The organism is Pseudomonas sp. HN2-3 (assembly GCF_020691745.1).
Classification (GTDB): domain Bacteria; phylum Pseudomonadota; class Gammaproteobacteria; order Pseudomonadales; family Pseudomonadaceae; genus Aquipseudomonas; species Aquipseudomonas capeferrum.
Window position 1 is genome coordinate 570,456 of sequence record NZ_CP085704.1, and the last position, 12,126, is coordinate 582,581.

Sequence of the window (12,126 nt, forward strand, 5' to 3'; positions counted from 1 at the left end):
TGCCCGCCACAATATCGCGTCGGACAAACAAGGCGGTCGCGCGCAAATGGCACAGGCCTCACTGGCCCGAAACAGATGTGGGAGCGGGCTTGCCCCGCGAAGCGCCGCGCGGGCGGCGCTCGATCTCACAGGCGCTGAAGCTGTTGTGGCGAGCACCTGTCAGCCCCCACACCGATCCCCAACACCTCCCCTGACCCACGTCATCGCACCTTCCCGATTCTTGACTAGTCTTACCCCTTGGCGGCCATCAAAAATCCGTCACCGTGACTACCAAAAGGCGCCGGCCATGTTCCGTGCGCCCACCACCTGATCAGGAGTGCACGATGGACCTCAACCGTCGGCAATTCTTCAAGGTCGCCGCCGTCGGCCTTGGAGGCTCTAGCCTGGCGGCGTTGGGCATGGCCCCGACGCCGGCCTTCGCCGAGCAGGTACGCCACTTCAAGCTGGCGCACACCATCGAAACCCGCAACACCTGCCCCTACTGCTCGGTCGGCTGCGGCCTGATCATGTACAGCCAGGGCGATGCGGGCAAAAACGTCAAACAGAACATCATCCACATCGAAGGCGACGCCGACCACCCGGTCAACCGCGGCACGCTGTGCCCCAAAGGCGCAGGCCTTCTGGACTTTATCCACAGCCCGAGCCGCCTGCAGTACCCCGAAGTGCGCAAGGCGGGCAGCAAGGAATGGGTGCGGGTGGAGTGGGACGAGGCGCTCGACCGCATCGCCCACTTGATGAAGCAGGACCGCGACGCCAACTTCATCGAGAAAAACGCCCAGGGGCAAACCGTCAACCGCTGGCTCACCACCGGTTTTCTCGCTGCCTCCGCCGCCTCCAGCGAGGCTGGCTACCTGACCCACAAGGTCGTCCGCGCAACAGGCATGCTGGGGTTCGATAACCAAGCACGTGTCTGACATGGCCCGACGGTGGCAAGTCTTGCCCCGACGTACGGCCGTGGCGCCATGACCAACCACTGGTCCGATATCGCCAACGCGAATCTGGTCCTGGTGATGGGTGGCAACGCAGCAGAAGCGCACCCGTGCGGCTTCAAGTGGGTGACCGAGGCCAAAGCGCACAACAAGGCGCGGCTGATCGTGGTCGACCCGCGGTTTACTCGTACCGCCTCGGTGGCGGACTACTACGCACCGATTCGCACCGGCAGCGACATCGCCTTCATGGGCGGGCTGATCAACTACCTGCTGAGCACCGACAAGATCCAGCACGAATACGTGCGCAACTACACCGACGTGTCGTTCATCGTCAAAGAAAGCTATGGCTTCGAGGACGGGCTGTTCAGCGGCTACGACCCCGCCAAGCGCGTGTATGCCGACAAGTCCGGCTGGGGCTACGAGCTGGGTGAGGACGGCTTTGCCAAAGTCGACCCAACCCTGCAACACCCGCGTTGCGTGTTCCAGTTGATGAAGCAGCACTACAGCCGCTACACCCCGGAACTGGCCAGCATGACCTGTGGCATGCCGCAGGACGCCATGATGAAGATCTGGGAAGAGATCGCCACCTGCTCGGCACCGGGCAAGACCATGACGATTCTCTATGCGCTGGGCTGGACGCAGCATTCGATCGGCGCGCAGATCATCCGCAGTGCGGCCATGGTCCAGTTGCTGCTGGGTAACGTCGGCATGCCGGGCGGCGGGGTCAACGCCCTGCGCGGGCACTCCAACATCCAGGGCCTGACCGACCTCGGCCTGCTGTCCAACTCGCTGCCGGGCTACCTGACCCTGGCCGGCGATGCCGAACAGGACTACGCCGCCTTCATCGACAAGCGCGCCTCCAAGCCGCTGCGCCCGGGGCAGCTGTCGTACTGGCAGAACTACGGCAAGTTCCACGTCAGCCTGATGAAGGCCTGGTATGGCGCCAATGCCACGGCAGAAAACAACTGGGGCTACGACTGGCTGCCCAAGCTCGACGTGCCGGCCTACGACGTGCTGCGCATGTTCGAGATGATGAGCCAGGGCAAGGTCAACGGTTACATCTGCCAGGGCTTCAACCCGATCGCCGCGCTGCCGGACAAGAACCGCGTCACCGCAGCGCTGGCCAAGCTCAAATGGCTGGTGATCATGGACCCGCTGGCCACCGAAACCTCCGAGTTCTGGCGCAACGCCGGGCCGTTCAACGACGTCGACACGGCCAACATCCAGACCGAAGTGATCCGCCTGCCCACCACCTGTTTTGCCGAAGAGGACGGCTCGCTGGTCAACAGCAGCCGCTGGCTGCAGTGGCACTGGAAGGGCGCCGACGGCCCAGGCCAGACCCGCACCGACGTGCACATCATGAGTGAACTGTTCCTGCGCCTGCGCCAACGCTACCAGGCCGAGGGCGGCGCCTACCCCGATGCCCTGATGAACATCAGCTGGCCGTACAAGATCCCTGAAGAGCCGTCCCCGGAGGAGCTGGCCAAGGAAATGAACGGCTGGGCCGTGACCGACGTCACCGACCCGACCGGCGCCGTGCTCAAGGGCGGGCAACAGTTGTCGGGCTTCGGCCAGCTCAAGGACGACGGCAGCACGGCGTCGGGCTGCTGGATTTTCGCCGGCTGCTGGACCGAGCAAGGCAACCAGATGGCCCGCCGTGACAACAGCGACCCGTATGGCATGCACCAGGTTCAGAACTGGGCCTGGGCCTGGCCGGCCAACCGCCGCATCCTCTACAACCGTGCCTCCAGCGACCCGCAAGGCAAGCCATGGGACCCAGAGAAGAAGCGCCTGGTGTGGTGGAACGGCAAGGCCTGGACCGGTACCGACGTGCCCGACTTCAAGGTCGACTCGCCACCGGAAGCCGGGATGAACCCGTTCATCATGAACCCCGAGGGCGTGGCGCGCTTCTTCGCCATCGACAAGATGGCCGAAGGCCCGTTCCCCGAGCACTATGAGCCGTTTGAAACACCGATCGGCATCAACCCGCTGCACCCGCAGAACAAGAAGGCCACCAGCAACCCGGCCGGGCGGATCTTCGATTCGGTGTGGGACACCCTCGGCACCCATGATGAATTCCCCTACGCGGCGACCACGTACCGGCTGACCGAGCACTTCCACTTCTGGAGCAAGCATTGCCGGCTCAACGCCATCGCCCAGCCCGAGCAGTTCGTCGAGATTGGCGAGGTGCTGGCGAACGAGAAAGGCATCAAGGCGGGTGACCGGGTGCGGGTGTCGAGCAAGCGCGGCCATATCGATGCGGTGGCGGTGGTGACCAAGCGGATTCGCCCGCTGCAGGTCAACAACCAGACCGTGCACCAGATCGGCATCCCGTTGCACTGGGGCTTCACCGGGGCGACCCGGCACGGCTACCTGACCAACACCCTGGTGCCGTTCCTGGGTGATGGCAATACCCAGACGCCGGAGTCCAAGTCGTTCCTCGTCAAAGTGGAGAAACTCTGATGGCCAGCCAAGACATCATCGCCCGCTCGGCCACCACCACCGTACCGCCGTCGGTACGCCAGCAGCAGGAAGTCGCCAAGCTGATCGACACCACCAAGTGCATCGGCTGCAAGGCCTGCCAGGTGGCGTGCTCGGAGTGGAACGAACTGCGTGACGAGGTCGGCCACAACCACGGCACCTACGACAACCCCCAGGACCTCACCGCCGAGACCTGGACCCTGATGCGCTTTACCGAGCACGAGCGCGACGACGGCAACCTGGAGTGGCTGATCCGCAAGGACGGCTGCATGCATTGCGCCGAACCAGGCTGCCTGAAGGCGTGCCCGAGCCCGGGGGCAATCATCAAGCACGCCAACGGCATCGTCGACTTCAACCAGGACCACTGCATCGGCTGCGGTTACTGCATCACCGGCTGCCCGTTCAATATCCCGCGCATCTCGCAGAAGGACCACAAGGCGTACAAATGCACCCTGTGTTCCGACCGCGTGACCGTGGGCCTGGAGCCGGCCTGCGTGAAAACCTGCCCGACCGGGGCGATCGTGTTCGGCACCAAGGACGAGATGAAGGTGCATGCCGCCGAGCGTATCGTCGACCTCAAGTCGCGCGGCTACGACAACGCCGGGCTGTATGACCCGGACGGCGTCGGCGGCACCCACGTGATGTACGTGCTGCACCATGCCGACACGCCCAAGTTGTACGCCGGCCTGCCGGACCAACCGGTGATCAGCCCGCTGGTGGGCTTGTGGAAGGGCTTCACCAAACCGCTGGCGCTACTGGCCATGGGCGCGGCGGTGCTGGCCGGGTTCTTCCACTATGTGCGGGTCGGCCCGCAGCGGGTCGAAGAGGACGAACACCCCACACCGCCCGATGACAGCGTGCACCAGGTGGACCCGGCAGTGCATGTCTACGATCCGAAGCAGCCCGGTGGGCAAGGGGAGCAGCGGCCATGAACGACAACAAACCCATCCTGCGCTACAACGCCAACGAACGGACCAACCACTGGATCGTCGCCATCCTGTTCTTCCTGGCCGGGCTTTCCGGGTTGGCGCTGTTCCACCCGGCGCTGTTCTGGCTCAGCCACCTGTTCGGCGGCGGGCCCTGGACACGCATCCTGCACCCGTTCATGGGCGTGGCGATGTTCGTGTTCTTCTTTGGCCTGGTGGTGCGCTTCTGGCGCGCCAATTTCATCACCGCCAACGACCGCCTGTGGCTGCGCCGCATTGACCGGGTGATGGTCAACCGGGAAGACGGCGTGCCGCCTATTGGCAAGTACAACGCAGGGCAGAAGCTGCTGTTCTGGACGCTGCTGGTGTGCATGCTGGTGCTGTTGATCAGCGGTGTGGTGATCTGGCGCGCGTATTTCAGCCATTACTTCGATATTGGCGCGATACGCGTAGCGTCGCTTGCCCATGCACTGGCAGGCTTCGTGCTGATCCTCAGCATCATCGTGCACATCTACGCCGGTATCTGGATCAAAGGCTCGATCGGCGCCATGCTGCATGGCTGGGTCAGCCGCGCCTGGGCGCGCAAACACCATCAGTTGTGGTACCGCGAAGTGACTGGCGACAAGACGCCGGGCGATCACGGACGTAAAGAAGGATGAGCGTGTGAGCACGATACTCGAACCCGGGCAGATCGAAGCGTCGGCGGTGGCGCCGCCGTTCATTCATCTGCCGCCCAAGGACTTGTTCGCCCAGCGTGCCGAGCGGCTGGAGCAGTTGGCAGTGGGTAATGCCCTTGGCGATTACCTGCGCCTGATCGCCTGGCTGTGCCGCTTCCAGCAGCAGCTTGTGGATAACCCGCCCGGTGGTTTACCGGTGGCCGAAGCGCGTCAGCGCCTGTGCATAAGCCATGGGCTGCCGCCCCTTGCAGCCGACAGCCTGGTGCGCGAAGGGCCGTGGCTGGCGTGGATGCAGGCGTTGATCGAGCACTTTGACGAAGAGGCCAGCGGCCCGTTGGCTGTGGCGTTGCAGGCACTGCGCGACAGTGACGACAGCCAGCGCAAGGGGTGGGGCATCGCCTTGCTGGCTGGGCAGTTCGACGCCGTGCCGGCAGCGTTGGTGCCGTTTCTCGGCGCCGCGCTACAAGCCGCGTGGTTCAGCTGGCTGCTGGCGCTGCCGGCCGCCGAGCTCAAGCCCTCTGGCAGCCAGGCCCAGTGCCCGGCCTGCGGCTCGCCGGCGATGGCCGGGGTGGTGCGCAACCGTGGCAAGCACAACGGCCTGCGTTACCTGGCGTGTTCGTTGTGTGCCTGCGAGTGGCATGTGGTGCGGGTCAAGTGCGTGTACTGCGAGTCGAGCAAGGGCCTGCGCTATACCAGCCTGGAGGATGATCGCCACGCGCCGGGCAAGGCGCCACTACGGGCCGAGTGCTGCCCGGGGTGCAACAGCTACCTGAAGCAGAGTTACCTGGAAAACGATGCGGCGGCCGAGCCGTTGGCCGATGACTTGGCCAGCCTGGCACTGGATATGCGCTTGGATGAGGAAGGCTTTCATCGCCTGGCACCGAACCTGATGCTGGCGCCGGGTGGTGGCTGAGTGTCTACACTGCAAGTTCGAGTCGCCCTTTCCGCGGGGCAAGCCCGCTCCCACAGGTACTGCGCTTTTTCCGAAAACTGTGGAAGCGGGCTTGCCCCGCGAAAGGGCCAGAACAGACAACGGACCAGCTCAAGGTAGTACCTGATGTCTTCAAGCCTCGCCGATAACGCCCCACGCCTGCCTTCCATCGACACCCTCCTGCGCCACCCGGCCTGCCTCCCGCTGATCGACCGGCATGGCCGCGACGCCGTGTTGAATACGCTGCGCCAACTGCTCGACGACCTGCGCGAACCCACCCGCCAAGGCCAACTCAGCACCGCCGAACTGGCCGCAGACGTGCTGTTGGGCCGCACCGGCGAGCGCCTGGCCACCCAGCAACGTAGCCAGGTCCGCCGCGTGTTCAACCTCACTGGCACCGTGCTGCACACCAACCTCGGCCGCGCCTTGTTGCCGGAAGAGGCCATTGAAGCCATGCAGACCGCCGCCCGCTACCCGCTCAACCTGGAGTTCGACCTGGCCACCGGCAAGCGCGGTGACCGCGACGACCTGATCGAAGGGCTGATCCGCGAGCTGACCGGCGCCGAAGCCGTCACCGTGGTCAACAACAACGCCGCCGCCGTGCTGCTGGCGCTGAACAGCCTGGGCGCGCGCAAGGAGGGCATCATCTCCCGGGGCGAGCTGATCGAGATCGGCGGTGCCTTCCGCATCCCCGACATCATGGCCCGCGCCGGCGTGCGCCTGCACGAAGTCGGCACCACCAACCGCACCCATGCCCGCGACTACGAAGGCGCGATCAACCCGCGTACCGGCCTGCTGATGCGCGTGCACTGCAGCAACTACAGCATCCAGGGCTTCACCACTCAGGTGCCCACCGCCGAACTCGCGCACATTGCCCACCAACATGACCTGCCCCTGCTCGAAGACCTGGGCAGTGGCAGCCTGCTCGATATGACTCGCTGGGGCCTGCCCGCCGAACCGACCGTGCGCCAGGCCCTGGCCGACGGCGCCGATATCGTCACCTTCAGCGGCGACAAGCTGCTGGGCGGCCCGCAGGCCGGGATCATCGTCGGGCGCAAGGCGCTGATCGCCAAGATCAAGAAAAACCCCCTCAAACGCGCGCTGCGCGTCGACAAGATCACCCTCGCCGCGCTTGAGGCGGTGCTGGCGCTGTACCGCAACCCCGACCGGCTGGCCGAGCGCCTGCCCAGCCTGCGCCTGCTGACCCGCAGCCAGGCCGAAATCCAGGCCCAGGCCGAGCGCCTGGCACCGGAACTCAAGGCCCGCCTCGACGCACAGTGGGCCGTCAGCGTGGAGCCAGCATTGGGCATGATCGGCAGTGGCAGCCAGCCGGTTGCACGCCTGCCCAGCGCCGCGCTGTGCCTGCGCCCGCGGGTGTCGAAGAAGCTGCGCGGGCGTAGCCTGCATGTGTTGGAGCGGGCCTTGCGCAACCTTCCGGTACCGGTGCTCGGGCGCATCGACGACGATGCACTGTGGCTCGACCTGCGCCAGTTGGACGACGAAGCCCAGTGGTTGGCGCAACTGCCGGCCCTGCAGTTGGGGCCGGTGCAGTGATCGTTGGCACCGCCGGCCATATCGACCACGGCAAGACCGCGCTGCTGCAGGCCCTGACCGGGCAGGCGGGTGACCATCGCCAGGAAGAGCGCGAGCGCGGCATGACCATCGATCTCGGCTACCGCTATGCAGCCCTGGCCGAAGGTGCGCCGCTGACCGGCTTCATCGACGTGCCCGGCCACGAGCGTTTTATCCACAACATGCTCGCCGGTGCCCACGGCATCGACCTGGTGTTGCTGGTGGTGGCCGCGGACGACGGCGTCATGCCGCAGACCCGCGAGCACCTGGCGATCATTCAATTGCTGGGCATCCCCCAGGCACTGGTGGCGGTCAGCAAGTGCGACCGGGTAGCGCCCGCGCGGGTGGCCGAGGTGCAAGCGCAGGTTGCCGCGCTGCTGGCGCCGGGGCCGTATGCGGGCGCGCCGCAATTTGCCCTTTCCAGCGTCACGGGTGAGGGGGTGGCGGCGTTGCGCCAGGCGCTGCTGCAGGCTCAAGGGCGCGTGCGGCAGCGCAGTGTGCGCGGTGGTTTTCGCCTGGCCATCGACCGTGCCTTCGCCGTCTCCGGTGCCGGCGTGGTGGTCACCGGCACGGCATTGGCCGGCCAGGTCCGTGCCGGCGATACCTTGCTGTTGGGCAAAGCGGGCAAACCCGTGCGCGTGCGTGGCCTGCATGCGCAGAGCCAAGCGGCGCTGGTGGCCGAAGCGGGCCAGCGGGTGGCGTTGAACATCGCGGCCGAGCGGCTGGCGGTCGAGCAGGTACACCGGGGTGACTGGCTGGTGCCCGAGTGGCTGCATGCGCCCAGTGTCCGGGTGGATATCGAGCTCACGCTGCTTGCCGGCGAGCCCCGCCCGTTCGAGCATTTCAGCGCCGTGCACGTCCACTTGGGCACCCAGGATGTGACTGCCCGCGTGGCATTGCTCGAAGGCGAAGTACTGCAGGCAGGCCAGCGCATGTTTGCCCAGTTGCTACTCAACGCGCCGCTGCAGGCCGTGCATGGCGATCGGCTGGTGCTGCGCGATCAGCGCGCCCAGCGCACGCTAGGGGGCGGGCGGGTACTCGACCCGTTTGCGCCCAGCCGGCAGCGTCGCAGCGAGCCCCGGCTGCGCCAGTTGCAGGTGCTGCGTGATACCGAGGATCTGGAGCAGGCGTTACCGGCCTTGCTTGCCACCGCTGCCGGAGGGCTTGACCCGCAGCGGCTGGAGCGGCAGTTCAACCGCCTGCGGGTCAGCTGGCAGTTGCCGGCGGAGGTGCAGGTGATTGCCACGCGCCAGGGGCAGTTGTTGTTTGCCGATGCCCAGTGGTGCGCCCTCAAGCAGCAACTGCTGGCGCAGCTGGCGCTGTTTCACCAGCAGGAGCCCGACCAGCTCGGCCCGGACCGCGACCGCTTGCGACGCTTTGCGGCCTTGCCGCTGGAGCGCCCGGCGTTTGTAAGCCTGCTGGATGAACTGCTCGATGAGGGGCAGGTTTCCAGCAGCGGGCCTTGGTTGCATCTGCCCGATCACAAGGTGCAGTTGAGCGAGGCCGACAACGCATTGTGGGCAAGGCTGGAGCCATGTTTGCTGGAGGGGCAATTCGACCCACCGTGGGTCAGGGCCTTGGCCAATGAAGCGGGCTGCGCCGAAGCGGATGTACGCCTGCTGTTGCGCAAGCTGGCAAGGCTCGGGCTGGTGCACCAGGTGGTACGCGACCTGTTCTACCCGGCGGCGACGATCCAGCGCATGGCCGCGTTGCTGCTTGGCCAGGCGAATGAAGCGCCGATAGTGCAGGTGGCGGCGTTTCGCGATATGTTGGGCATCGGTCGCAAACGCAGTGTCCAGATTCTGGAATATTTCGACCGCATCGGCCTGACCCGCAGGGTGGCCGACCAGCGTTACATCCGCGCCGACAGCGCCCTGGCCCAGCAGCAGGCCAGGCACTGAGTTCAAGGAAGGCAATCGCGCCCGGTGGCGCGGCCGGGCTTCAAACCCGGTTGGGGACGGCAGCCGTTCCCGGGCAGGTTCGACTCCCGCTGCCTTCCGCCACTTTATTCTGACTGTTCGGGGCTCTTCGCGGAGCAACCCCTCTCGCCGCACAGATCCAGCGCAAACCACTGCTCTGCCGCTGCAGCATCCAGCCCCGCCCCCAGCAGCGCAAACATCTTGCCCAACGCCGCTTCACGGGTCATGCCGCCGCCGCTTACCAGGCCTGCGCCACGCAGGCGGTTGCCCGCCGCATAGGTATCGAACACCACCGACCCTTCCGGGCACTGGCTTATCGCAACCAGCATCACACCCCGCTGACGGGCCGCCTGCAGCGCATCAAGCAAGGCTTGGTCATCCGATGGCCCCGTGCCGCTGCCATAGCACTCCAGCAACAGCCCCTGCACGCCGCTGTCGAGCAGCGCCCGCAAATGCCCGGCCTGCAAGCCAGGAAACACTGGCATCAGCGCCAGATTGACCGGCTGACGTGGGTGCTTGTAGCCAAGCTCGGCAGGCAGGGCAGTGGCACGCTCACCGTCGCGATGACGCGGCAGCGCGGCAAAGGCATCAAAGGCCTCGCTGCGCAGCTTCGACGCCCGGCAGCCATGCAGCAACTGGCCGTGGAAGTACAGCTGCACGCCCTCTTCAAGGCCTTGCTCGCACTGGCGCAGCGCGCCGCACAGGTTGTCCCAGGCATCACTGCCCGGCACGCCGGCTGGCAGCATCGAGCCGGTCAGCAATACCGGCACCGGCAAGCCAAGCAGCAGGAACGACAACGCCGCCGCGCTGTAGGCCAGGGTGTCGGTGCCATGCAGCACCAGCACGCCATCGTGGCCGGCAACGTCCACCGCTTCGACGATGGCATCGCGCATGGCCAGCCAGTTTTGCTGCTGCATGTTGGCGCTGTCGAGCAGCGGGTTCATTTCCTGCAATGTCCACTGCAGCTGGGGGGCATCGGCCATTTGCGCGAAGTGCTCGCGCATCCGCGCATCGAAGCCGCCCGCTGGCGCCAGGCCTTCAGGGGTTTCGAGCATGCCGATGGTGCCGCCGGTGTACAGGACGAGAAGATTCTTTACTGCGCGCATGGAGAACATCCGTAGCGGTGAGCGGAGAAAGAAGAGCCGCCCGCGGGTGGGGCGGCTGGGCAGGGGAGAGTATCAGCGCTGCGGCTGGGCTTGGCCAACGGCTTTGTCAGTGGCTGTTTCCACCTGCGGGTTGGCAGGCCAGGCGTCGCGGTCCAGGTCCAGGTCGGCGAACTTGGCAGAATCGAACACCGGCTGCTTGATGCCCGCTTTGCGCTGGTCGTCGTAGTCGCGCATCACCCGCAGGCCGACCTTGAACAGCAGGGCCAGGGCCACCAGGTTGACGAAGGCCAGGCAGGTCATGGTGATGTCGGCGAAGGCGAACACGGTCGACAGGTCCTGCACCGAACCCCACACCACCAACGCCAGTACCAAGGCGCGAAACACCAGCAGCACCACGCGGTTGCGGCTGAGGAACTGCAGGCTGTTCTCGCCCAGGTAGTAGTTGTAGAGGATGCAGGTGAACACGAACAGCGACAGCGCCACGCTGACGAACAGGCGGCCCCAGTCACCAACCACGGCGGCCAGCGAGTTCTGGGTCAGGACAATGCCATCACCTTCGAAGCCCGGGGTGTAGAAGCCCGACAGCAGAATCAACAGCGCGGTGCAGGTGCAGATCACGAAGGTGTCGAGGAACACACTGAACGCCTGGACCACGCCTTGGGCGCCAGGGTGTTTCACCGCGGCCACTGCGGCAACGTTCGGTGCACTGCCCAGGCCCGCTTCGTTGGCGAATACGCCACGCTTCACGCCCATGACGATGGCGCTGCCAAGCAGGCCGGCGAACGCGGGGTCGAGGCCGAAGGCGCTCTTGAAGATGGTTTCCAGCATGGCTGGTACGTGTTCGATCTGGGTGCCGATCACGTACAGGGTCACGCCGATGTAGGCCAGGGTCTTGATCGGTACCAACAGGTCCGACACGGCAGCGATACGCTTGATGCCGCCGATGAACACCACGGCCAGCAGCACCGCCAGGGCGATACCGGTGTGGCTCGGCGCGAAGCCGAAGGCGTTTTCCAGCGAGTGGGTCACGGTGTACGACTGCAAGCCCATGAAGGCGAAGCCATAAGTGACCAGCAGCAGGATGGAGAACACCACGGCCATGCTTTTCAGTTTCAGGCCGTGCTGAATGTAGTAAGCCGGGCCACCCCGGTACAGGCCATCGCCATCGGCGCGCTTGTACACCTGGGCCAGGGTACATTCGAAGAAGCTGCTGGACATGCCCACCAGTGCGGTGACCCACATCCAGAACACGGCACCCGGGCCGCCAAGGGTCACGGCGATACCGACACCGGCGATGTTACCGGCGCCAACGCGGCCGGCCAGGCTCAGCATCAGGGCCTGGAACGAACTCAGCTGGCCTGCCTGGCCGCGCAGCGATTCCTTGAACACACTGAACATGTGCACGAAATGACGGAACTGCACGAACCGCGAACGGATGGTGAAGTAGCTGCCGAGTCCGACGATCAGCACGATGAGTAGTTTCCCCGAGAGGAAATCGTTGAGTGCTTCGAGCATTGGGAAATGACCTCGATTCTTATTCTTCGTGTGGAAAGACAGCGGGCGGCAGGCGCGCCGCTATGCGTTG

The 12,126-nt window shown here is 65.5% G+C and carries 8 protein-coding genes and 1 tRNA gene; 7 read left to right on the forward strand and 2 right to left on the reverse strand.

Annotated features, from left to right (window positions below; all coding sequences use genetic code 11):
- Positions 1-323: 323 nt before the first annotated feature.
- The 7 genes from fdnG to LJX93_RS02595 all read left to right on the forward strand — a co-directional run bounded on the left by fdnG (position 324) and on the right by LJX93_RS02595 (position 9,519).
- The gene (gene fdnG / locus LJX93_RS02565; protein WP_152604617.1) at positions 324-3,392 is read left to right on the forward strand and encodes a formate dehydrogenase-N subunit alpha; all 3,069 of its coding nucleotides are present in this window, start codon (positions 324-326) and stop codon (positions 3,390-3,392) included.
- Positions 3,392-4,342 carry a formate dehydrogenase subunit beta gene (fdxH, locus tag LJX93_RS02570; protein WP_033703475.1) on the forward strand — a complete coding sequence of 317 codons (951 nt, stop codon included), beginning with the start codon at positions 3,392-3,394 and terminating at the stop codon, positions 4,340-4,342. The genes fdnG and fdxH overlap by 1 nt, the downstream gene beginning before the upstream one ends.
- A complete protein-coding gene (locus LJX93_RS02575) occupies positions 4,339-4,995 on the forward strand; it encodes a formate dehydrogenase subunit gamma (protein ID WP_227696718.1) in 657 nt (218 codons plus the stop codon). The genes fdxH and LJX93_RS02575 overlap by 4 nt, the downstream gene beginning before the upstream one ends.
- Before the next feature lie 4 nt (positions 4,996-4,999).
- The gene (gene fdhE / locus LJX93_RS02580) at positions 5,000-5,926 is read left to right on the forward strand and encodes a formate dehydrogenase accessory protein FdhE (protein ID WP_227696719.1); all 927 of its coding nucleotides are present in this window, start codon (positions 5,000-5,002) and stop codon (positions 5,924-5,926) included.
- Positions 5,927-6,070: 144 nt separating this feature from the next.
- Entirely contained in the window at positions 6,071-7,498 is a 1,428-nt protein-coding gene (selA, locus tag LJX93_RS02585) for an L-seryl-tRNA(Sec) selenium transferase (RefSeq protein ID WP_186661156.1), read from the forward strand.
- Complete coding sequence (gene selB, locus LJX93_RS02590; RefSeq protein WP_227696720.1) at positions 7,495-9,417, forward strand: selenocysteine-specific translation elongation factor; 1,923 nt, start codon at positions 7,495-7,497, stop codon at positions 9,415-9,417. The genes selA and selB overlap by 4 nt, the downstream gene beginning before the upstream one ends.
- A gap of 6 nt (positions 9,418-9,423) precedes the next feature.
- Positions 9,424-9,519, forward strand: a tRNA-Sec gene (locus LJX93_RS02595).
- A 2-nt stretch (positions 9,520-9,521) separates the two neighbouring features.
- Here the strand turns inward: LJX93_RS02595 and LJX93_RS02600 are convergent.
- Together LJX93_RS02600 and LJX93_RS02605 are read right to left on the reverse strand one after the other, a co-directional pair.
- Positions 9,522-10,541 carry an asparaginase gene (locus LJX93_RS02600; RefSeq protein WP_050506191.1) on the reverse strand — a complete coding sequence of 340 codons (1,020 nt, stop codon included), beginning with the start codon at positions 10,539-10,541 and terminating at the stop codon, positions 9,522-9,524.
- A 72-nt stretch (positions 10,542-10,613) separates the two neighbouring features.
- On the reverse strand, positions 10,614-12,056 hold the full coding sequence (locus LJX93_RS02605; protein ID WP_033703469.1) for an alanine/glycine:cation symporter family protein: 1,443 nt from the start codon (positions 12,054-12,056) through the stop codon (positions 10,614-10,616).
- Positions 12,057-12,126: the final 70 nt, after the last annotated feature.